Origin of the sequence: Cupriavidus cauae (assembly GCF_026210475.1) — a bacterium.
Classification (GTDB): Bacteria; Pseudomonadota; Gammaproteobacteria; order Burkholderiales; family Burkholderiaceae; genus Cupriavidus; species Cupriavidus cauae.
The window spans coordinates 1,330,193-1,351,098 of record NZ_CP080294.1; the positions used below are offsets into that span (position 1 = coordinate 1,330,193).

Sequence of the window (20,906 nt, forward strand, 5' to 3'; positions counted from 1 at the left end):
CCCGCCTCGACATTGCGGGGGTGCGCATTATTATGTAATTGCCGAATATTGTGATTCTGTCTTATTGGATTACATTTTTTATAGTGACGCGCACATAACCGTGAGCTAGCATAACGGCACCCTACAACTGGCAAGGAATGACGATGGCGACTTACAAACAATTACTGGCAGAAAAGGAAAAACTCGAAGCGCAACTTGAGGAAGCCAGGCAAACCGAAGTGGCGACGGTGATCGCCCAGATCCAGCAGCTGATGGAGGATTACGGTTTGACGGCCGAGGATCTGGCACCGCGCCGCCGTGGCCGTCCTCGCAAATCGGCGGGACGCTCGGGTACGCCGGCGCCGGCCAAATACCGCGATCCCAAGACCGGCAAGACCTGGTCCGGCCGCGGCCGCGCACCGGCATGGCTGGGCAAGAATCGCGATCGCTTCCTGATCGCCGAGTAAGGTCGTGCGTGTAAGTCCGGGCGTGTAAGGTCGTGCGTTATTGCATTTCGCGAACGGTAATGCGTCGAATCGCAATAGCCGACGCGGCCGATGTCCTGCCAGGGGATACGATTTGCCGCCGGCCCGCCTGCGATTCTGTGCGATAGCCGATCCACGGGCGCCAGCATACCCATTGGTCTTTTGCGGGAATTCCCGCGTTTTGCACCGGTTCCGCCAAGTCTGCTTGCAAGAAGACATTGCGACAAGACAATGTGCAAGACATTGACGGCACTCAATTAAGTCTTTTCTTACAATCGAGCCGATCCTCCGTATTGCGCCGGGTCAACGCAATACGGGCCGGCCGCCGCCGAATTGCCGAAACGATAACGGTAACGGTGCGCCGCGCATCGAAACGCTCCCCGCACGCCAATACGATATCCTGCGCCGCTTCGGCGCGATCCTCCGATTCGCAGGTCAGCCATACCGCGCCTTGCAGGCAAACGACGGTGTATCCTTGGCCGATCACCAGCCGAAGCGGTTCGGTGCCAATGCGGCCAATCCGGCCAATTAGACCCATCCTGCCGATCCGGTCGGTCCCATCCATTCCGTCGAGTTCAGCGAACGCATGCATGGCAGTCTCCTGGCGTGCCCCGCATCGGGAAAGGGCGCCTTGTCATTGTGGCCACCCGCCTGATTCGCTGGCCGGATGTTTCGTCATCCCCGGTATTCCGGCGGATCATGGCCACCGCCGATGACAACGCCATCGGGGCCATATCCCTATCGGCTTCGGTCCGCGCCTGTGTCCACGCCTCTGTCCGGGCATTTGTGCCGGCCTCTGTCCGCGCATTTGGTCGCGCGTTTTTCCGCATCAGCCCGCCATGACGCCAATCAGCCAGGCCGCTTCCCAGGCCCTGCGCGCGATGTCGCTCGATGCGCTGCGCGGATTCGACAGCGCGGCGCGGCATTTGAGCTTTACCGCCGCAGCCGACGAGTTGTGCCTGACGCAGTCGGCCATCAGCAAGCAGATCAAGAGCCTGGAGGACGCGCTCGGCGTGCCGCTGTTCCTGCGCGGGGCCAAGGGCTTGTCGCTGACGCCCGAGGGACGCCTGCTGCAGCAGGCCGCCAGGGAGGCCATCGAACGGCTGGCCGGCACCGTCGAGCGCCTGATCGCACCGGAGCGCAGCGCGATCTCCGTCACCACCACGCCGTCATTTGCCTCGCTTTGGCTGGTGCCACGCCTGGCGCGGTTCCAGGCGGAGGCGCCGGAGATCGACGTGCGCATCGACGCCTCGGAGGCGATCGCCAATCTGGACAGGGATGGCTTCGACCTGGCGATCCGGCTGAGCCAGCCGGGGCAGGCCCCCACCGCGCTGCTGCGCGAACGGCTGATGCTGGTGGCGGCGCCGCAGGTCGCCGCGCGCATTCATCGGGCGGACGACATCCGTGCCGCGACGCTGCTGGTCTATCACGATCCGAATGCGCGCTTTGGCTGGATGTCGTGGGGCGAGTGGTATCGCCGCCTGGCCCTGACGCCGGTGGCCAGCCAGCCGTGCCTGTATTTCTCGCGCTACGAGCACGTCGTCGCCGCGGCCGCGGAAGGCGCGGGCGTCGCGATCGGCCGTACGCCGCTGATCCTGCCGCTGCTCGCCCGCGGCGAGCTGCAGGTGGTCCTGCCGGATGCCGGAATCGACGGCATGGAATACCAGGTCGTGACCGCGGACCATGCACAGGCACGGCCCGCGGTGCACCGTTTCGAGGCCTGGTTGACGCGCGAACTGACGCGCGACGTCACCGGTTGACGACAGGCGCCGCGCGCTCCCGGCCGACACCGATGACACCGACGACACCGGCGACACCGGCGACACCGGCGACACCGGGCGATCAGAAGCGATGGCGCACGCCGACCCCGTAGTTGTTGCCGTGGGACAGGCCGCCGACCTTGTCGTAGTAATAGGCGACATAGACGTCGGTGCGCTTTGACAGGTTGTAGTCGTAGGCCACCGCCGCGGTGTTGCGCTCGACGTCGGCGACCTCGTTCTTGACCTTGCCGTAGGCATACGACAGCAGCAGGCTGCCCGCGCCGATCGGCACCGAAGCGCCGATCTGCCCGTTCGTGTGCTTGATGTCGCCGGTCGCGCTGTCGATATCGGATCGGATGTGCTGGCCCTGCGCGAACAGCTTGACCACCTTGAAGTCGTAGCTCAGGCCGGCCTGTACGGCGTTCTGCTTGCGAAAGCCCACCATCGCGGCCGGCGAGGTCACGTCGCCCGGCGTGTTGTGGAACTTGACCTGCTGGAAGGCGACGGTCGCGGCAAACGGGCCGTTGAAGTACAGCACGTTGCCGCCCCACTTGTTCTTGCCGTTGTCGCCGGCCTGCTCGCCGAAGGCGTAGATCGCGTTGAAGCTGAGCCCGCCGAACTTCGGCGACGAATAGACCAGCGAATTGCTCCAGCCCGAATCGCCGACGATGCCCGGATCGTAGACCGTGCCGCCATTGCTGCTGACATAGCTGTGGAAGATGGTCGGCGAGAAGTGGTACGAATCGACCAGCGGATTGAACAGGATCGTCGACAGGAAATAAGGCGTGGTATTGCGCCCGAGCCGGAGAGTGCCGGCCCTGTCGCTCTGCAGCCCGACGTAGGCGCTGCGCGTGAACATGCCGTCCGCATCGAAGCGGCCCGCGCGGCCGCCGTCGGCGCGATAGAAGCCGTTCAGGTCGAAGATCGCTTTCAGGCCGTTGCCCAGGTCCTCGGTGCCCTTGATGCCCCAATACGAGGTCTGCATGCCGCCGGCGCCCAGCACATAGGCGCGATCGCCGCCGACCGCCTTGTTGCTGCCGACGTAGGTGTCGACCTGCCCGTATAGCGTCACGCTGGACTGCGCCAGCACGCCCCCGCTTGCCAATGCCGCCATGGCGGCCGCCAGCGCGCGCGCCGGCCCGAATTTCGTTGTTGTCATGCAAACCTCCATCGTTGACCCTGATTTCTCTCGTGCTTCGTTGTGATGTTTTTGTCGTGACGTCGCCGTGATCGTGCGCGTCGGCCCCGCTCGGCTGGCTCGGCCGTAGGACGGGGCGTTCGGATCAGTGTGCGGAAATCGGGCGGGACCGACCAGCATCATTTTTCGCGCGACGCGAGCGCAAAATGTGTGCGGTGCCGGGGCAAGGACGGTGCAGCCGGATCGGCGCAGCGCCGACGCCGGGCGCTTCGCGGCTACCGAGGCTACGCGGTTACCGAGTGCCAAATGAGCGGCCAATGAGCGGCCAATGAGCGGCCACCGAGGGGCTGTCGAGCGGATACCGGCCGGCCACTACGCGACCAACGTCAACGGCGGGTGCAGCGCCCCGATGGCGGTCTTCAGATGTTCGGCGAATGCGGCCGCGGCCGGCGGCAACGCGCGGCCCTTGCGCGTGGCCAGCACCAGCCGGCCCAGCGCCAGTTCCGGATCGCTCAGCGGCACCGCGGTCAGCGTGCCCTGCCGCGTTTCGCGCAGCGTGCCGGCATGGAACTGGAAGCAGATCGCATCGGTCTGCCGGACGAAACCCTTCAGCGTCTCGACCGTGGTCGCCTCGAGCATCACCGACAGATGCAGCCGATTGCGCGCGGCAATGGCCTCGATCAGCCGGCGGCTGGCAAAGTTGGCCGGACCGAGGGCGACCGGAAACGCCGCGCAGTCGGCCAGCCGCAGCGTGCGCCGGGCCGCGAGCGGATGGTCCGGCCGCATCATCGCGCAGAACGGCTGCGGCGCGGCCGCCAGCTCCTGTAGCAGCGGACTGGCAGGCGGATCGTGCGCGAGCAGCAGGTCGGCGTCGTCCTGCTTCAGCGCATCCATCAGGGCATCGGTGCCGCCGATCGCCACATGGAATTGCACGCCGCGATGGCGCGCCTGATAGCGGCCGATCGCATCGGGCAGGAAATCGGTTGCCACCGACTCCGCCGACGCGATCCGCACCGAGCCGCGCACCAGCCCGCGCAGTTGCGCCATCTGCGCCGCGGCCGCGTCCAGGTCGGCCAGGCTGCGCCGGATCGTGGCCACCAGGACCTCGCCGGCCGACGTCAGGCGCACGCCGCGCGGCAGCCGCTCGAACAGCGGCGTGCCGATCTGCTGTTCCACCTCGAGAATCTTGCGGTTCAGCGCGGTGGATGCGACATGCAGCTGTTCGGCCGCCTTGCGGATCGAGCCGCAGCGGGCCACGGTGTCGAGGTACAGATAGACGCGGGGAGGGTGAAGCATCGGCTCGGGGCAGCAGGAAACGGAACGATCACTGCTTAGCAAGGATCGTGCGCACCCTGTGCGTCCGACGGACAACACGGCGAATGCGGCCATGCGCTGGCCGATCGTCCGTTCGCGTCCTATTGTGGGACGTGGTTGGGTCGGTCCGGACGGTGCGCGGCCGGCCCTTGATCTGTAACAACTTCGACGGAGCGCATGGCTATGCAGAAGACTGGATCGGCAAGATGGCAAGGCGGCATCAAGGACGGCGGCGGCACGATCTCGACCCAGAGCGGCGTGCTCAAGGATGCGCCATACGGCTTCAAGGCGCGCTTCGAGGGCGGCCCCGGCACCAACCCCGAGGAACTGATCGGCGCCGCGCATGCCGGCTGCTTTTCGATGGCCCTGTCGCTGATCCTCGGCGAGGCGGGCATGGTGCCGGACAGCATCGACACCAAGGCCACCGTGACGCTGGAAAAGGAAGGCGGCGGCTTCAGTATCACGGCCATCCATCTCGACGTGGCGGTGCGCATCCCCGGCGCGGACCAGGCCGCCTTCGACAAGTGCGCGCAGACCGCCAAGGAGAACTGCCCGGTGTCCACGCTGATGAAGGCGCCGATCACGATGAATGCCACCCTGAATGCCTGAGGCCGGGTCCGCCGCCGTGCCGCGCCAACATGGCCCGGCGGCGAGATTCGCGGGAACCGGGCGCGAAACGCGCTTTCTATAATGGACAGGGCGCAGCGCCCCGCCATCCGGCGCTGCTGCCCGCCACCTCAGGAGGCAACATCATGCAGAGCAGCGAAGCGGTGCTCACGCAGGCCCGCGCGGCGCTGGCCAATCTGCCGTTCCACGGCCAGCATCTCCATCCCACCATCAATCTGCGCCTGTCCGACGGCGCTCTGATCCTCGAGGGCGACGTGCCGGATATCGTCGCCAAGACGCGGGCCGCGGCCCGGATGCGCAAGATCGACGGCGTATCGTGCGTGATCGACCATCTACGCGTGGCCAACGGCGCCGCGCCCGCAGGCGATGGCGAGCTGCGCAATGCCGTCTGCCAGCGACTGCTGCAGGCGGTGGATTTCCGCAGTTGCAAGATTTGCGTGCATGCCAAGGGCCGGCTGGAAACGCTGCGCGAGGCGGTCGGCGAGCGCAGCGGCTGGATCGAGGTCAATACCGTCGATGGCATCGTGACCCTGCGCGGACAGGTGATCAGCCTTTCCCATATGCGCCTGGCCGGCGTGCTGGCCTGGTGGTCGCCCGGCTGCCAGTGCGTGGTCAATGAGCTGGAGATCGCGCCGGCCGAGCGCGACAACGACGAGGAGATCACCGAGGCGCTGCGCCTGGTGCTCGAGTCGGACCCGCTGGTCAATGCGGACCAGATCGTCATCCGCACCGAAAACCGCGTGGTCACGCTGGAGGGCTATGCGGGCGAGGGCGCGCGCCGCCAGGCCGAACGCGATGCCTGGTATCTGCACGGCGTCGAGGACGTGGTCAACCGGATCGAGCGCCGGCCCGACGCCGTCTGACGTCCGAACGCGCGAGAAGCGCTGCCGAAGGGTTTGTGCTGTTTCTCGCCCCGGGCCCTGGCCCCCGCCCCCGGGGCCCCGGTCCTTCAGGCCGCGGCGCCTTCGCGCAGCGCGTCCTCCACGCGCCAATAGCGGCGCCGCGCCCGCAGCGCGTAGCGGGCGCGATAGTGCGACATCGACATCCCCGTCGCGCGCTGGAACAGCCGCCGGAAGGTCGCCGCATCGCTGTAGCCGCACGCTTCGGCGATCGCCTGCGTGCCGTGCAGCGATACCTCCAGCAGCGTCTTCGCGCGTTCGATCCGCAGCGCATGCAGATAGGCCAGCGGCGTCGCGCCGGTGACCTGGCGGAAATGCCGCAGCAAGGTCCGCTCGCTGACCGCGGCGGCGCGGGCCACTTCGGCCAGCCGGTATGGCGCGCCGATATGGTCCTGCAGCCAGCGCTTGGCGCGGAACACCGGGCTGTCCGCCGTGGGCGTGAGCCAGCGCTGCGCCGTCAGCGCCGGTGTCAGCTGCTGGCGTTCGGCCTGCAACAGCAGCACGCGCGCGCTGGCCTGGGCCAGATCGGGATCGTGCAGATGGCCCAGCACGCGCAGCATGAATTCGGTCTGCAGAGCCGGCGCCACGCTGTGGAAGACGCGCCCGTGCACGCCCATCGGCTCGTCGTCCGTGAAGTCGCACAGCGGATAGCGGCGCGCCATCCAGCTTTGGTACAGCCACGGCGCGCTCACGCGGGCGCCGTCGAGCAGGCCGAGTTCGGCGGCATAGGCGATGCCGTTGAAGGACGCGGCGATCCAGCCGCCCGCCTGCGCATGCCGCTCCACCAGCCTGAGCACCGCGCGCTGCTGTTCGAACAGCTCGCCCAGATGCGGGGCGTTGCGGGCCATCACCCCGGGGATCACCAGCAGTGAATGCGCTTCGGCAGGCTGGGGAGGGGGTTCGACAGCGCGTTCGACGGCGCGCTTGTCCGCGCCCTTGTCCCCGCGCTTGTCCGCGCCCTTGTCCCCGCGCTTGTCCCCGCGCTTGTCCCCGCGCTCCGCCGGGCGCGAGCGCCGGCGCGCCCGGGCCAGCCCCGGTACCGGCATCGGCAGCGCGCGTCCCGTTTCCCCGATCACCTGCCAGCTGAGGCCGCAATCGCGGCCGGGGCGCTGCAATTGCGCGATGCCGCTGGCCGTGCGCAGCACGTCGAGCGCGGCAAACAGCGAGCCCGGCATGGCGTGGGGCAGCCACAGCAGCCGCACATGCAGCTCGGGGGCGGGGCGATCCGTCGCCGGCAGCAGGCCGAGTTCGGGGAAATCGTGTGCGGCAGCATCTTCGTCTTGGCAGGGCGGGCGGGACACGGACTTGGCGGGATCGGCATCGGAAATGGCGATATTGGTCCTCCCCTGTGCGACGGACAAGCCCTAGCATCCCGGATTGACTCCCGGCACAAGGCGGCCCTTGCCGCCACGACATTCCTACCCCGGGCCCTCACCAGGAGACTTCATGCAGCCACGTCTGCACCCCGCCGTACGCCGCCTCGCCGCGGCCGCGCTGTTCGTCTGCACCGCCGCCGCCGCCAGTGCGGTCCGGGCCGCGCCCGACGCGACGCTGTTCGAGGCAGCGCGCGCCGCGCAGCCGAAACTGATCGAATCGCTGAAGGAAATGGTGTCGATCGAATCGGGCAGCCGCAACGCGGCGGGACTGGCGCAGATGGCGGCGTATGCCGAGAAGCGGCTCGCGGCGCTGGGTGCGACCGTCGAGCGCGTCAAGCCGAAGAGCGGGGACAGTCCGATCGTCAAGGCGACGCTGACGGGCAACGGCAAGGCCCGCATCATGCTGATCGCGCATATGGACACCATCTATCCTCCCAACACGCTGGCCACGCAGCCGATCCGGCAGGATGGCAACAAGCTGTACGGGCCGGGCATCGCCGACGACAAGGGCGGCATTGCGGTGATCCTGCACGCGCTGGAGATCCTGCAGGCGAGCGGCTGGCGCGACTATGCGCGCATCACGGTGCTGCTGAACGCCGATGAGGAAATCAGCTCGGAGGGCTCGGGCGAGCTGATTGCCGCGCTCGGCGAGCAGCACGACGTGGTGCTGTCGTGCGAGCCGACCGCGGCCAAGGCGGTGGTCAAGGCCGAGGCGCTGCTGCTCGGCGCCAGCGGCACCGCCAGTGCGACGATGGAGGTCAAGGGACGCGCCGCGCATGCGGGCGCGGCGCCCGAGCATGGCCGCAACGCGCTGCTCGAACTCGCCCATCAGCTGCAGCAGACGCGCGATATCGCCAAGTCGGTGCCCGGCACGCAGCTGAACTGGACCGGCGCGCAGGCGGGCGTCGTGCGCAACCAGATTCCCGAAGTCGCGGTGGCGACCGCCGATGTGCGCACCACGGTCAAGGACGGTCCGCAGAAGCTGAAGGCCGCGCTGGAGCGCAAGGTCGCCGAGAGCAGGCTGATTCCGGATACGCATACCACGGTGTCGATGGAGGAGGGCCGTCCGCCCTTTGTCGTCAACGAAAAGGGCCGCGCGCTCGCGAAGCGGGCCCAGCAGATCTACGCCGAACTGGACGGCCGCCCGCTCGCGCTGGCGGAGGGGACCGGCGGCGGCACCGACGCCGGCTATGCCGCGCTGTCGGGCAAGCCGGCCGTGGTGGAGAGTTTTGGCCTCGCCGGGTTCGGCTATCACGCACGCGACGAGTACATCGAAATCGACTCGATCGTGCCGCGGCTGTATCTGATGACGCGCATGCTGCAGGAAATCGGCAAGCAATAGCGGGGTAGTCCACTGCGCGGGAGTCGCATTCCGCGGCAGTCGTATTTCACGGCAACCCCATTCCGCGGCAACCCCATTCCGCGGCAATTCCATTCCGCGGCAATTCCGTTTCGCAGTCGTTCCGCTTAAAACCCGCGCCATACCGCTTGTCCAATGCGCCCGCCGGCAAGAAACCGGCGGGCGCATTTTTTTGCGCAACGCTGCGCGAGCCGCCAGCGCAAGTTTTGCAAGGCGTGCAGGGATTGTCTTCCGGATTCACAACGTGGCGCCTGCGCTGGCGCGCAGCGGGATCGGCACGCCCGTTGCTAGAGCAAGAAACGCGTCGCCGGCGGCATGCCGCACGGCGTCTTTCGCTCACCCCACAATGGAGTTTCCATGGACACCTTGACCGATCTGCTGGATGCCAAGGGCTGCCCGCTGGGCCAGCAACATTTCACTTGGAAGGACCTGGTCCAGGCGCCGATCAGCAAGCTGGACGACGACGCATTCACTCGCGTCCGGATCATTCTGATGAATGGCATCGAATCCGATGCGCTGCGGCTCAAGCACATCATGTCCCGCTGCAATCGGGAATTGCGCATTCCGCTCGCGCAGATCCGCCGCGTCGAGCATCACCAGGCGACGATGATCAACTGGCTGATCGGCGCCGACCATTCCCCGCTGGAGACCACGATCGCCTACGAGCAGGTAGCCATCGAGGTCACCGCGGCCGTCGCGCAGACCGAGCCCGATCCCTACCAGGCGCAGGCCTATCGCTTCGGCCTGCTGGAGGACTTCGATCACCTGTACCGCTATAGCGCGCTGCTCGACCGGCTCGAAGGCAAGGACGCGAACGCGATCACGCAGGGCCATACCGACATCGTGCCGGGGCGCTCGACCTGGGTCGAACACCGCGCGCCGCAGGACGACGTGCGCGAGAGCTACGACCGCGCCAACGCCGCGCTGATCACCAAGATTCACGCCGCGATGATCACCGCGGCCGAGTACCAGACCCACGACTACTACATGAACATCGGGCCGCTGTTCACCGATCCGCTGGCGCGCCAGCTGTACGCCGAGATCGCCTCGATCGAGGAGCAGCACGTGACCCAGTACGGCTCGCTGATGGACCCCGACGAAAGCATGATCGAGAAGTGGGTGATTCACGAAGCGATGGAGGCCTACAACTACTACAGCTGCGTGCAGCAGGAGAGCAACCCGCGCATCAAGGCGATCTGGGAACGCTTCCTCGATTACGAGCTGGGGCATCTGCATGTCGCCTGCGAAATGCTCAAGCGCCACGAGAATCGCGATCCGGCCGAGATCTTGTCCGGGCCGCTGCCCAAGCCGATCGACTTCGCCAGCCAGCGCGATTTCGTGCGCAAGGTGCTCGCGGACGAGGTGGACCTGCGCGCCAACGGCATGGAGTTCGTACCGCTCGACAAGGACAGCCCCGCCTCGATCGAATACCGCCGCGTGATGAATGCCGAAGGCTCGCCGTCGCAGCTGGTGTCCGCCGGCTATGTGTGGACGCCCGGCACGGAACTGGCGCGGATGCACACGAGCGCCTGAGGCGTTTGTTGCCGAGGCGGCTGCCGAGGCCCGCACGCTGAACTACCGAGCCGAACGATCGCTTGAACTATCGAGCCTGACTATCGAGCAGGACAACCGAAACTGGAGAGAACGCATGCAACAGACCACCCAGATGGGCGTCAACCGCACCGGCGCGCAGATGTCGCCGATCGACACCGAGACCATGGAGCGTTATGCCGAAAACATGGGGCCGGACAGCGGTATCGACGATATGAACGTGCCAGCCGAATCGCAGCCCGCCGCCGACATGCGTGCCCAATATATTGATGCGGCCGATCCGGTCGGTTCGGTGCCGCTGCCCGGTACGCTCAAGGGCGCGATGAGCACGACCGTGGACAAGCTGACCGGCAATCGTCCCGAGGTGCTGATCGACAAGCTCGGCGAGCGCCTGGCTTTCGAACGTACCGGTACGCGCCTCTACGAACTGATGATCGCCAAGTGCAAGGAGATGGATACCAGCGCGGTCGATCCGGACGTGCTCGGCACGCTGATGCATTTCCACGATGAAGAGGCCGAGCACTTCGCGATGGTCGACGAGACCATGCGCGCGATCGGCGCGGACCCGACCGCGGTCACGCCCTGCGCCGACGTGGCGGGTGTCACCGCGATGGGCGTGCTGCAGACCATCGCCGATCCCCGCACGAACTTCGCGCAATGCCTCAATGCGCTGCTGACCGCGGAGATGACCGACAACGCCGGCTGGGAGCTGCTGATCAAGCTCGCGACCGAGACCGGTCATACCGAGATGGCGCAGAAGTTCCAGCAGGCGCTGACGGAGGAAGAGCAGCACATGGCCACGATCCGGCAGTGGCTGGAGCGCGCGGTCATCACCGAAGCGACGTAAGACGAGGCGCACCGGCACCAACACCAACACCAACACCAACACCAACACCAGCACCAGCACCAGCACCAGCACCAGCACCAGCACCAGCACCAGCACCAGCACCAGCACCAGCGCCGGTTGCCGCGCCAGCGCCGCGGCATCCCCCCGCCTGAAGGAGAGCGCATGAAGGAAATGTTCTATCGCGACCATCTGATCGCCGCCCACGCGGTGCCGGTCGGCGCCAGCGCGGGCGTGCGCTACGGCTACCAGGGCGAGATCCTGCCGGCCGGGGCGCGTGCGGCCACGACGCAGGACCTGCCGACGTCCTTCGCCTCCGATGTCGACACGGCGTTCGACAACGCGGCCACGGCGATCGAGGCCTGCCTGCTCGAGGGCCGGCGGCTGATCGATACCCGGCTCGACGGCGCCGACACGCCGGCGGCGTCTTCCGACCCGGCCCGGGCGCCGGGCTCGGGCAACAGCAATCACAGGAGCATGCAATGACCCAGAAGCAGACCGACCAGGGCAAGAGCGGATCGAGCGGCAAGGGCGCCGCGCAGGGTGGCAAGGATGGCGGAGGCGGACGCGAGGAGCCGAGCCCGATCGATGTGCAGAAGTCCCTGAAGGGCATCGACTTTCCCGCCACCAAGGACGACATCCTCTCGCGCGCCCGCGACGGCGGCGCCAGCGAGGAAGTGATGGCCGAACTGGAACAACTGCCCGAGCGCGACTACGATTCGCCGGCAGAGATTTCGCGGGAGTTGGGCAAGCTGCATTGAGCGAATTGACTGTGCGCCGCCTTTCGCGGGGTATTCAGCTGCCGCAGGCGTAATGCGATTCGGGGCAGGCGGTGCGCAGCTTTTGATTTCTGCGTGCTACGACACCGCCTCCAACACCGGCGCCACGACCGGGCGCGGGCCTGGGAACGAATCGCCATAGCCCATTTCCGGATCGCGCGCGAATATCTCGGCGGCCCAGTCGACGAAGACCCGCACCTTGGCCGACAGATTCCGGTTTTGCGGATACATGGCCGAGATCGGCATGACCTCTTCCTGCCAGTCGCCCATGATTTCGACCAGCCGGCCGCTTTCCAGATACGGTTGCGCCATCACGCGCGAAATGACGGCGATGCCGTGTCCTTCCAGCGCACAGCCGATATAGACCTCCGGATCGTTGGTCGAGATCGCCGACGGCAGCAGCAATTCATGGCGTTCGTCGCCGCGCGTCAGGATCCATGGCATTTCCCGGCCGGTGCGCGTCGACAGGTAATTGATCGCGCGATGCTGCATCAATTCTTCGGGCGTGGTCGGCGTGCCGTGCTGCTTTAAATAAATCGGCGACGCGTAGAACGCCAGACGCAATTGGCCGATGCGGCGCGCCACCATCGTATCGTCGACGGTATCGCCGACGCGGATCACCACGTCGACGCCTTCCTTCAGCAGATCGATTGGCTTGCCATTGATGGTCAGTTCGACCTTCAGGTCTGGATAGCGCGCGAAGAACTCATGCAGATTGGGCACCAGCGCCAGGCGCGCCAGCCCGCCCACGGTATCGACGCGCAGCGTGCCGCGCGGGGTCTGGTTCTGATGGGTCAGCGACTGCTCGGCTTCGTCGACATCGGCCAGAATGCGCACGCATCGCTCGTAATAGGCGGCGCCTTCGGAAGTCACGCTGATCCGGCGCGTGGTACGGTGCAGCAGCTTGACGCCCAGATGCGTTTCCAGATTCTGGATCAGCCGCGTCAGCGTGGCCTTGGGCAAATCGAGCGATTCGGCCGCGCGGGCGAAACTGCCGACGTCCACGACGCGGGTAAAGGCTTGCATTGAGACGAAGCGGTCCATGGCGGCTGTCCAATTAGAAGCCATAGCGAGCGGACGGCGCCGCGCGGCTGGCGAGGGCGAATCTTACTCACTCTGTCGGTCGTATGCACGGTAGGGTCTTTCATTGGCATAACCGCAACAGTGGAGCGGTTATTCGCCGAATGGGGACGATCTATCGGAACAGACCACGGGCCGGCGCGATTATTCCATCCGCAGAATAGTGCGTTGGCAAACTGCGCCTTTATCCCGTCTACGTCAATCACCATAATTCGATGCAACGCAACATGCAAACCATGCGTCGAGCCGTGTTCCCGGCCGGCGCAACGGGACCGACACCATGACCAAACCGACGCAAGCCACCGCATCCCAGCCCGCCAAGGCCGGCGCCGCGGCGCGCGTGGTGCGGCATGAGATCGCCAGCGGCGAGCGCACCATCGCTGTGCACGTGTGCTATCCGGCCGGGTATCCGACCGCCTGGGCGCCGGCGCCGCTGCCGTGGCTGCTGTATCTGCACGCCGGCAGCTTCGTCGACGGCGGCATCGAGAAGGCGGCCCATCTGACCCGCCAGCTGGCCGGCGCGGTGCCGGCCGTGGTGGTGGCGCCCGAATACTCGCTGGCCCCGGACCATCCGTTCCCGGCCGCGCCGGAGGACGCCTTCAATACCGCCGAATGGGTATTGCGCCAGGCGCGCCGGCTCAAGGTCGACAAGATGCGTTTCTCGCTGGTCGGCGAGGAAGCCGGCGGCAATCTGGCGATTGCGGTGGCGCAGATGCTGCGCGATCGCGGCCTGCCCGCGCCGCGCGCGCAATGGCTGATCCGCCCGGTCACCGACCCCTGCCTGCAGCACGCCTCCTGCGCCGGCCAGGCGCACGTGCCGCTGGAAACGCTGCAGCGCATGGCCGTCTGCTATCGCGATTACCTGCCGACCCCCGCTGCGTCGGTCCACCCCTACGCCGCGCCGGCGCATGCGATGCGCCTGGCCGGCCTGCCGCCGACGCTGATCCAGGTGGCCGAGCTCGATGCCCTGCGGCCCGAAGGCGAGGCCTTCGGACGCAAGCTGCTCGACCGCGGCGTGGCGGCGGAAACCCGAATCATGCCCGGCGCCTGTGGCGCCGGTGTCGAAGCATCCCACGACCGATGTCAGGTATGGGTCGATGAAGGCGCGCGCTTTCTGCGAGAACGATTCGCGGACAGCGACGATGCCTCGCCACAGGCCGAACGCCGGCCGGCAGCCAAGCCTTCCGGTTGGGCGCCGTGACGTGCCTGCGGCCGCGCCAGCGTTCATCGCGCTAGCGCCGGCCGCCATTCGAGAAGTCAGCCGCGTGTGAATGTCTCCGGACCCCGCGTCGGCGCCCCAGGGTGTGCTCACCCGCAAGGCGCCGAACGGGCCCGGCGGGCGGCGTTCGTCCTTTTGCTTTTCCGGTTGAAGAAAACCCGAAACGGAGTGAAGAAATGAAGCTGCAATCCCGACGTAGCCTGATCGCCGTCGCCATCGTCGTCGTGCTGGGCACCGGCCTGGCGACCTCGATCCTGCGCCCCTGGCATGCCGGCGAGGCGCAAGCCGTGCCGAGCCCCGCCGCCAGCGCGGCGGCGGTCGATGTCGCCGCCGCCATCGGCAAGACCATCACCGAGTGGGACGAATTCTCGGGCCGCCTGGAGGCGATCGACCGCGTCGAGGTGCGTCCGCGCGTCGGCGGCACCATCGACGCGGTGCACTTCCGCGAAGGCGCGATGGTCAAGAAGGGCGATCTGCTGTTCACCATCGACCCGCGGCCGTACGCGGCCGAGGTGGCCCGCGCCGAAGCGGCGCTGGCCGCGGCGCAGGTGCGCGCCAGCCACGCGCAGAGCGAGCAGGTGCGGGCGCAGCGGCTGCTGGACGACAACGCGATCTCGCGCCGCGAATTCGACGAACGCATCCATGCGGCACGCGAGGCCAACGCCAACGTGCGCGCCGCGCAGGCCGCGCTCGACTCCGCCAAGCTGAACCTGGCCTACACCCGCATCACCTCGCCGGTGACCGGCCGCGTCTCGCGCGCCGAGATCACGGTGGGCAATCTGGTCGCCCCGGGCGCCAATGCCCCAGCGCTGACCACGGTGGTGTCGGTGTCGCCGGTGTACGCCAGCTTCGAGATCGATGAGCAGAGCTACCTGCGCTACACGGCGCCGGGCGCCGCGGGCGGGTCCAACGGCAAGGGCATGGCGGTGTATCTGGGCCTGGCCAACGAGGAAGGCCATCCGCACGAGGGCCGCATCCAGTCGGTCGACAATCGGCTCGACCCGCGCAGCGGCACGATTCGCGTGCGGGCGGTGTTCGACAACCCGGACGGACGCCTGCTGCCGGGGCTGTACGCCAAGGTCAAGCTCGGCGGCAACGCGCCGCATGACGCGGTGCTGATCAACGACCGTGCGATCGGCACCGACCAGGGCAAGAAGTTCGTGCTGGTGGTCGACAAGGACAACAAGCTGAACTATCGCGAAGTCCAGATGGGGCCCAACTACGACGGCCTGCGCGTGATCCGCTCCGGCCTGAAGGCGGGCGAGGTGATCGTGGTCAACGGCCTGCAGCGCGTACGGCCGGGCGATACGGTCGCGCCGACGCCGGTGCGCATGGCGCTCAAGCGCGAGCTCGAACGCGGCAATGCGACCGAAAAGAGCGCGGACAACCAGCCGGAGCCGGCCAAGAAGGAGTCGGTCGGATGACGTTTGCCAGCCTGATTTTCTCGCCTCGCCCGCTGGCTGGTGAGGGAGAACCAGCCCCGCCAGCCACGGCATCCTGAGCTGACCCAGTCAGCCAGCTGCATCGCCCAAATGCGTTTCCATGGCGTCCAGAAAACGGACCGCCAGGGGCTCCCTTTTTTATCGAGACCCGTCATGAACCTCTCGAAATTCTTTATCGACCGGCCGATCTTCGCCGGCGTGCTATCGGTGCTGATCTTCCTGATCGGCGCGATCGCCATGTTCAAGCTGCCGATTTCCGAGTATCCGGAAGTCGTGCCGCCGTCGGTCGTGGTGCGTGCCCAGTATCCGGGCGCCAACCCGAAGGTGATCGCCGAAACCGTCGCCTCGCCGCTGGAAGAGCAGATCAACGGCGTCGAGGACATGCTGTACATGTCCTCGCAGTCGAACAGCGACGGCCTGCTGACGCTGACCGTGACCTTCAAGCTGGGCACCGACCCGGACAAGGCCCAGCAGCTGGTGCAGAACCGCGTCTCGCAGGCCGAGCCGCGCCTGCCCGAGGACGTGCGCCGGCTCGGCATCACGACCGTCAAGAGCTCGCCCGACCTGACCATGGTGGTCCACCTGGTCTCGCCGAACGATCGCTATGACATGACCTACCTGCGCAACTACGCGGTGATCAACGTCAAGGATCGCCTGGCGCGTATCCAGGGCGTGGGTCAGGTGCAGCTGTTCGGCTCGGGCGACTATGCGATGCGCGTGTGGCTCGATCCCGAGAAGATGGCCGAGCGCCAGCTCGCCGCCAGCGACGTGGTGCGCGCGATCCGCGAGCAGAACGTGCAGGTGGCCGCCGGCGTGATCGGCGCCTCGCCGTCGCTGCCGGGCACCGACCTGCAGCTGTCCGTCAACGCGCAGGGCCGGCTGAACACCGAGGAGGAATTCGGCGGCATCATCGTCCGCACCTCGCCGGACGGCGGCGTGACCTATCTGCGCGATGTCGCGCGCATCGAGCTGGGCGCGTCCGAATACGCGCTGCGCTCGCTGCTCGACAACAAGCCGGCGGTGGCGATTCCGATCTTCCAGGCGCCGGGATCGAACGCGATCCAGATCTCGGACGATGTGCGCAAGACCATGGAAGAGCTCAAGGAGAACTTCCCGGACGGCGTCGACTACAGCATCGTCTACGACCCGACGCAGTTCGTACGGCACAGTATCGAGGCGGTCACGCACACGCTGTTCGAGGCGATCGCACTGGTGGTGCTGGTCGTGATCCTGTTCCTGCAGACCTGGCGCGCGTCGATCATCCCGCTGCTGGCGGTGCCGGTGTCGATCGTCGGTACGTTCGGCCTGATGTACGCGTTCGGCTTTTCGATCAACGCGCTGTCGCTGTTCGGCCTGGTACTGGCGATCGGTATCGTGGTCGACGACGCGATCGTGGTGGTCGAGAACGTCGAGCGCAACATCGAGGAAGGCCTGTCGCCGAAGGAGGCCACCTACAAGGCCATGCGCGAAGTCAGCGGCCCGATCATCGCGATCGCGCTGGTGCTGTGCGCCGTGTTCGTGCCGCTGGCCTTCATGACGGGCCTGACCGGCCAGTTCTACAAGCAGTTCGCGCTGACCATCTCGATCTCGACGATCATCTCGGCGTTCAACTCGCTGACGCTGTCGCCGGCGCTGTCCGCGCTGCTGCTGCGCAGCCATGACGCGCCGAAGGACTGGCTGGCGCGCGCGATGGATCGCGTGCTGGGCGGCTTCTTCAAGCGCTTCAACCGCTTCTTCGGCGCCAGTTCCGAACGGTACGGGCAGGGTGTCAAGGGCGTGGTGCGCCGCAAGGGCGCGGTGTTCGGCGTCTACGCCGTGATGCTGGCGCTGACCTGGGGCATCTTCCAGATGGTGCCGAAGGGCTTCGTGCCGGCGCAGGACAAGCAGTACCTGGTCAGCTTCGCCAAGCTGCCCGATGGCGCGACGCTCGATCGGACCGAGGACGTGATCCGCCGCATGTCGGAAATCGCGCTGAAGCATCCGGGCGTGGAATCGGCGGTGGCCTTCCCGGGCCTGTCGATCAACGGCTTCACCAACAGCCCGAGCGCGGGCATCGTGTTCGCCACGCTCAAGCCGTTCGAGGAGCGCAAGTCGGAAGACCTCAGCGGCAATGCGATCGCGGCGCAGCTGAACCAGCAGTACGGCGCGATCCAGGACGCGTTCATCGCGGTGTTCCCGCCGCCCCCGGTGCAGGGCCTGGGCACCATCGGCGGCTTCAAGCTGATGATCGAGGACCGTGCCGCGCTCGGCTATGACGCGCTGTTTGCCGCGACCAATGCGTTCGCCACCAAGGCGCGCGCGACGCCGGAACTGGCGGGCATCTTCAGCAACTACCAGGTCAACGTGCCGCAGCTCGACGTGCAGCTCGACCGCGTCAAGGCCAAGCAGCTCGGCGTGCCGGTGACCGACGTGTTCGACACGCTGCAGACCTATCTCGGTTCGGCCTACGTCAACGACTTCAACAAGTTCGGCCGTACCTACCAGGTCAAGGTGCAGGCGGATGCCAGCTACCGCCAGCATGCCGAGGACATCCTGCAGCTGAAGACGCGCAACGCCGCCGGCGAGATGGTGCCGCTGTCGTCGATGGTGCAGGTCAAGCAGGGCTTCGGTCCGGACAGCGTGGTGCGCTACAACGGCTTTACCGCCGCGGACATGAACGGCGGACCGGCGCCCGGCTTCTCCTCGGGCCAGGCGCAGGCCGCGGCCGAGCGCATCGCCGCGGAGACGCTGCCGAAGGGCATCAAGTTCGAATGGACCGAGCTGACGTATCAGGACATCCTGGCCGGCAATGCGGGCGTGTGGATCTTCCCGCTGTGCGTGCTGCTGGTATTCCTGGTGCTGGCCGCGCAGTACGAGAGCCTGACGCTGCCGCTGGCGGTGATCCTGATCGTGCCGCTGTCGCTGCTGGCCGCGCTGACCGGGGTGTGGCTGTCAGGTGGGGATAACAACATCTTCACGCAGATCGGCTTCATCGTGCTGGTGGGCTTGTCGGCGAAGAACGCGATCCTGATCGTGGAGTTCGCCCGCGAGCTGGAGCATCAGGGCCGCACCATCGTGCAGGCCGCGATCGAGGCGAGCCGCCTGCGTCTGCGCCCGATCCTGATGACCTCGTTCGCTTTCATCATGGGCGTGGTGCCGCTGGTGGTGTCGACCGGCGCGGGCGCGGAGATGCGCCAGGCGATGGGCGTGGCGGTGTTCGCCGGCATGCTGGGCGTGACGTTCTTCGGCCTGTTCCTGACGCCGGTGTTCTACGTGGCGCTGCGCAAGCTGGCCACGCGCGGCAAGGCGCAGCCCGAGCCGGCGCCGGAGCCGAAGCCCGACAACAGCGTGGCACTGGCTGAACCGCAACATTGAGTCGCAGTGAAGGTGTGCTCGCTCCCCCGGGGAGGGAGCACACCGAACGAGCCAAAGAACGAGAATCAAGGAACAACGACATGACAGCAAACCTGCAATCGTGGATGCCGCGGCTGGCCACGCTGGCCGCCGCGCTGGTGCTGGCAGGCTGCTCGCTGGCGCCGACCTACAAGGTGCCGGAAACCGCGACCGCCCCGGCCTTCAAGGAGGCCGAGGCCGCGCAGGCCGAAGGCGCCCAGTGGAAGGTGGCGACGCCGGCCGAGGGCGTCGAACGCGGCCAATGGTGGAAGGTATTCGGCGACGCCGAACTCGATCGGCTGATCGACGCGGCCAACAGCAATAACCAGGACCTCGCGGCGGCGGCCGCGCGCGTCAAGCAGGCGCGCGCCTTCACCGGCGTGGCCGAAGCCGACCTGTATCCGCAACTGAGCGTCGGCCTCGATCCGACGCGCAGCCAGCCGTCCGCGGCCTCGCTCGGTTTGCCCGACGGCACGCCGGTGTCGCCGCGCACCGTGCTGCGGGCCCGCGCGATCGCCAGCTACGAGGTGGACCTGTTCGGCCGCGTGGCCGACAGCGTCCGTGCCGCGCGCGCCGAGGGCGAAGCGGCCGAGGACCTGTTCCGCTCGGTGCAGTTGACCTTGCAGGCCGACGTTGCGCAGGCCTATTTCGTGCTGCGTACGCTCGACGCCGAGCGCCAGCTGCTGCGCGCGACGATCGCGCTGCGCGAGGACGCGGTGCGCCTGCTCAAGCGCCGTTTCGATGCCGGCGAGACTACCGACCTCGATCCGGCACGCGCCGAGGCCGAGCTTGGCACCGCCCGCGCGGATCTGGCCGATATCGAGCGCCGTCGCGCCAACCAGGAGCATGCGCTCGCCGTGCTGACCGGCGTGCCGCCGTCGCAGTTCGCGCTGGCCGAGCGCCCCTTCGACACCGCGCCGGTGGCGATTCCGGCCGGCTTGCCGTCGGACCTGCTCGAGCGCCGGCCCGACATCGCGCAGGCCGAGCGCCTGATGGCGGCGGCCAACGCGCGCATCGGCGTGGCCAAGTCGGCGTTCTTCCCGCGCATTTCGTTGACCGGCGTGTTCGGCTTCGAGTCCAGCGAGCTGTCGAATCTGTTCCGCTGGTCCTCGCGCGCCTGGCTGCTCGGCCCGCTGATCGGCTCGACCATCGCGGCGCCGATCATCGACGGTGGCCGCAACCGCGCCAACCTGGCCGCGGCGCGCGCCCAGCATGAAGAAGCGGTCGCTGCCTACCGGCAGACCGTGCTGGTGGCGTTCCGCGAGGTCGAGGATGGGCTGGCCGATGTCCGCTGGCTGTCGCAGCAGGCCAGCGCGCTCGACAGCGCGCTCGCCGGGGCTCGCCGCGCGCAACGCATCTCGCGCAGCCGCTACGATGCCGGCGCGGTCGACTATCTGACCGTGATCGATGCGGATCGCACCGTGCTGCAATCGCAGCGCGCGGCCAATCAGGTGGCGGGCCTGCGCGCCGCCGCCACCGTGGCGCTGGTGCGCAGCCTCGGCGGCGGTTGGGGGCCGGTGCAGGCGTCGAGCGACGCGGCGGCACGGTGATCGCGATCAGGGTGATCGCGGCCAGCGTGATCGTGGCGAGGCAATAAAGCAGCACGCCCGCTGTCTGCTGTGCGCAGGCAGCGGGCGTGCCGCAACAAGGGGAGAGGCCGGCGTGACCGGCCTCTTTTTTC

The 20,906-nt window shown here is 67.3% G+C and carries 18 protein-coding genes; 13 read left to right on the forward strand and 5 right to left on the reverse strand.

What is annotated here, in order from left to right; translation table 11 throughout:
* Positions 1-143: 143 nt before the first annotated feature.
* Complete coding sequence (locus KZ686_RS21245) at positions 144-446, forward strand: H-NS histone family protein (RefSeq protein ID WP_149316543.1); 303 nt, start codon at positions 144-146, stop codon at positions 444-446.
* A 271-nt stretch (positions 447-717) separates the two neighbouring features.
* Here the strand turns inward: KZ686_RS21245 and KZ686_RS21250 are convergent, their stop codons facing one another.
* A complete protein-coding gene (locus KZ686_RS21250; protein ID WP_150082865.1) occupies positions 718-1,056 on the reverse strand; it encodes a DUF2917 domain-containing protein in 339 nt (112 codons plus the stop codon).
* A 247-nt stretch (positions 1,057-1,303) separates the two neighbouring features.
* Between KZ686_RS21250 and KZ686_RS21255 the strand changes: the two genes are divergently transcribed.
* Positions 1,304-2,224, forward strand: coding sequence for a LysR substrate-binding domain-containing protein (locus KZ686_RS21255; protein ID WP_265633588.1), 921 nt, complete (start codon positions 1,304-1,306; stop codon positions 2,222-2,224).
* Positions 2,225-2,306: 82 nt separating this feature from the next.
* Here the strand turns inward: KZ686_RS21255 and KZ686_RS21260 are convergent, their stop codons facing one another.
* Positions 2,307-3,383, reverse strand: a complete 1,077-nt coding sequence (locus tag KZ686_RS21260) for a porin (RefSeq protein ID WP_265633590.1) — start codon at positions 3,381-3,383, stop codon at positions 2,307-2,309.
* A 351-nt stretch (positions 3,384-3,734) separates the two neighbouring features.
* Complete coding sequence (locus tag KZ686_RS21265; RefSeq protein WP_150082862.1) at positions 3,735-4,658, reverse strand: LysR family transcriptional regulator; 924 nt, start codon at positions 4,656-4,658, stop codon at positions 3,735-3,737.
* Between the two features lie 201 nt (positions 4,659-4,859).
* On the opposite strand from KZ686_RS21265, the gene KZ686_RS21270 reads away from it, so the two are divergent.
* Together KZ686_RS21270 and KZ686_RS21275 are read left to right on the forward strand one after the other, a co-directional pair.
* Complete coding sequence (locus tag KZ686_RS21270) at positions 4,860-5,285, forward strand: OsmC family protein (RefSeq protein ID WP_322784935.1); 426 nt, start codon at positions 4,860-4,862, stop codon at positions 5,283-5,285.
* A gap of 143 nt (positions 5,286-5,428) precedes the next feature.
* Positions 5,429-6,166, forward strand: a complete 738-nt coding sequence (locus KZ686_RS21275; RefSeq protein WP_149316383.1) for a BON domain-containing protein — start codon at positions 5,429-5,431, stop codon at positions 6,164-6,166.
* Positions 6,167-6,252: 86 nt separating this feature from the next.
* Here the strand turns inward: KZ686_RS21275 and KZ686_RS21280 are convergent, their stop codons facing one another.
* A complete protein-coding gene (locus tag KZ686_RS21280; protein WP_407648619.1) occupies positions 6,253-7,410 on the reverse strand; it encodes a GlxA family transcriptional regulator in 1,158 nt (385 codons plus the stop codon).
* A 238-nt stretch (positions 7,411-7,648) separates the two neighbouring features.
* On the opposite strand from KZ686_RS21280, the gene KZ686_RS21285 reads away from it, so the two are divergent.
* The 5 genes from KZ686_RS21285 (at position 7,649) to KZ686_RS21305 (ending at position 12,094) form a co-directional block, all read left to right on the forward strand.
* Entirely contained in the window at positions 7,649-8,920 is a 1,272-nt protein-coding gene (locus KZ686_RS21285; RefSeq protein ID WP_265633592.1) for a M20/M25/M40 family metallo-hydrolase, read from the forward strand.
* 375 nt (positions 8,921-9,295) lie between these two features.
* Positions 9,296-10,471, forward strand: coding sequence for a hypothetical protein (locus tag KZ686_RS21290; RefSeq protein WP_226106695.1), 1,176 nt, complete (start codon positions 9,296-9,298; stop codon positions 10,469-10,471).
* Positions 10,472-10,586: 115 nt separating this feature from the next.
* Positions 10,587-11,336: a DUF892 family protein gene (locus KZ686_RS21295; protein ID WP_149316381.1), complete on the forward strand. Its 750-nt coding sequence runs from the start codon at positions 10,587-10,589 to the stop codon at positions 11,334-11,336.
* A gap of 162 nt (positions 11,337-11,498) precedes the next feature.
* Positions 11,499-11,819, forward strand: coding sequence for a hypothetical protein (locus KZ686_RS21300; RefSeq protein WP_149316380.1), 321 nt, complete (start codon positions 11,499-11,501; stop codon positions 11,817-11,819).
* Complete coding sequence (locus KZ686_RS21305; RefSeq protein ID WP_149316379.1) at positions 11,816-12,094, forward strand: DUF2795 domain-containing protein; 279 nt, start codon at positions 11,816-11,818, stop codon at positions 12,092-12,094. Before KZ686_RS21300 ends, KZ686_RS21305 begins: the two co-directional genes overlap by 4 nt.
* Before the next feature lie 96 nt (positions 12,095-12,190).
* Here the strand turns inward: KZ686_RS21305 and KZ686_RS21310 are convergent, their stop codons facing one another.
* Complete coding sequence (locus tag KZ686_RS21310) at positions 12,191-13,156, reverse strand: LysR family transcriptional regulator (RefSeq protein WP_265633593.1); 966 nt, start codon at positions 13,154-13,156, stop codon at positions 12,191-12,193.
* A 316-nt stretch (positions 13,157-13,472) separates the two neighbouring features.
* Between KZ686_RS21310 and KZ686_RS21315 the strand changes: the two genes are divergently transcribed.
* From KZ686_RS21315 to KZ686_RS21330, 4 genes are all read left to right on the forward strand, one after another.
* A complete protein-coding gene (locus KZ686_RS21315) occupies positions 13,473-14,393 on the forward strand; it encodes an alpha/beta hydrolase (RefSeq protein ID WP_149316376.1) in 921 nt (306 codons plus the stop codon).
* Between the two features lie 194 nt (positions 14,394-14,587).
* On the forward strand, positions 14,588-15,835 hold the full coding sequence (locus KZ686_RS21320) for an efflux RND transporter periplasmic adaptor subunit (RefSeq protein WP_149316375.1): 1,248 nt from the start codon (positions 14,588-14,590) through the stop codon (positions 15,833-15,835).
* 171 nt (positions 15,836-16,006) lie between these two features.
* The gene (locus KZ686_RS21325; RefSeq protein WP_149316374.1) at positions 16,007-19,207 is read left to right on the forward strand and encodes an efflux RND transporter permease subunit; all 3,201 of its coding nucleotides are present in this window, start codon (positions 16,007-16,009) and stop codon (positions 19,205-19,207) included.
* A gap of 80 nt (positions 19,208-19,287) precedes the next feature.
* Positions 19,288-20,775: an efflux transporter outer membrane subunit gene (locus tag KZ686_RS21330; protein WP_265633594.1), complete on the forward strand. Its 1,488-nt coding sequence runs from the start codon at positions 19,288-19,290 to the stop codon at positions 20,773-20,775.
* Positions 20,776-20,906: the final 131 nt, after the last annotated feature.

What these genes read in the sequence shown, in the direction of transcription:
- KZ686_RS21325 (WP_149316374.1), top strand. Translation starts at nt 16,007, where the DNA reads ATGAACCTCTCGAAATTCTTTATCGACCGGCCGATCTTCGCCGGCGTG.
- KZ686_RS21310 (WP_265633593.1), bottom strand. Translation starts at nt 13,156, where the DNA reads ATGGACCGCTTCGTCTCAATGCAAGCCTTTACCCGCGTCGTGGACGTC.
- KZ686_RS21305 (WP_149316379.1), top strand. Translation starts at nt 11,816, where the DNA reads ATGACCCAGAAGCAGACCGACCAGGGCAAGAGCGGATCGAGCGGCAAG.
- KZ686_RS21255 (WP_265633588.1), top strand. Translation starts at nt 1,304, where the DNA reads ATGACGCCAATCAGCCAGGCCGCTTCCCAGGCCCTGCGCGCGATGTCG.
- KZ686_RS21270 (WP_322784935.1), top strand. Translation starts at nt 4,860, where the DNA reads ATGCAGAAGACTGGATCGGCAAGATGGCAAGGCGGCATCAAGGACGGC.
- KZ686_RS21265 (WP_150082862.1), bottom strand. Translation starts at nt 4,658, where the DNA reads ATGCTTCACCCTCCCCGCGTCTATCTGTACCTCGACACCGTGGCCCGC.
- KZ686_RS21320 (WP_149316375.1), top strand. Translation starts at nt 14,588, where the DNA reads ATGAAGCTGCAATCCCGACGTAGCCTGATCGCCGTCGCCATCGTCGTC.
- KZ686_RS21245 (WP_149316543.1), top strand. Translation starts at nt 144, where the DNA reads ATGGCGACTTACAAACAATTACTGGCAGAAAAGGAAAAACTCGAAGCG.
- KZ686_RS21295 (WP_149316381.1), top strand. Translation starts at nt 10,587, where the DNA reads ATGCAACAGACCACCCAGATGGGCGTCAACCGCACCGGCGCGCAGATG.
- KZ686_RS21285 (WP_265633592.1), top strand. Translation starts at nt 7,649, where the DNA reads ATGCAGCCACGTCTGCACCCCGCCGTACGCCGCCTCGCCGCGGCCGCG.
- KZ686_RS21260 (WP_265633590.1), bottom strand. Translation starts at nt 3,383, where the DNA reads ATGACAACAACGAAATTCGGGCCGGCGCGCGCGCTGGCGGCCGCCATG.
- KZ686_RS21250 (WP_150082865.1), bottom strand. Translation starts at nt 1,056, where the DNA reads ATGCATGCGTTCGCTGAACTCGACGGAATGGATGGGACCGACCGGATC.
- KZ686_RS21315 (WP_149316376.1), top strand. Translation starts at nt 13,473, where the DNA reads ATGACCAAACCGACGCAAGCCACCGCATCCCAGCCCGCCAAGGCCGGC.
- KZ686_RS21330 (WP_265633594.1), top strand. Translation starts at nt 19,288, where the DNA reads ATGACAGCAAACCTGCAATCGTGGATGCCGCGGCTGGCCACGCTGGCC.
- KZ686_RS21275 (WP_149316383.1), top strand. Translation starts at nt 5,429, where the DNA reads ATGCAGAGCAGCGAAGCGGTGCTCACGCAGGCCCGCGCGGCGCTGGCC.
- KZ686_RS21290 (WP_226106695.1), top strand. Translation starts at nt 9,296, where the DNA reads ATGGACACCTTGACCGATCTGCTGGATGCCAAGGGCTGCCCGCTGGGC.
- KZ686_RS21300 (WP_149316380.1), top strand. Translation starts at nt 11,499, where the DNA reads ATGAAGGAAATGTTCTATCGCGACCATCTGATCGCCGCCCACGCGGTG.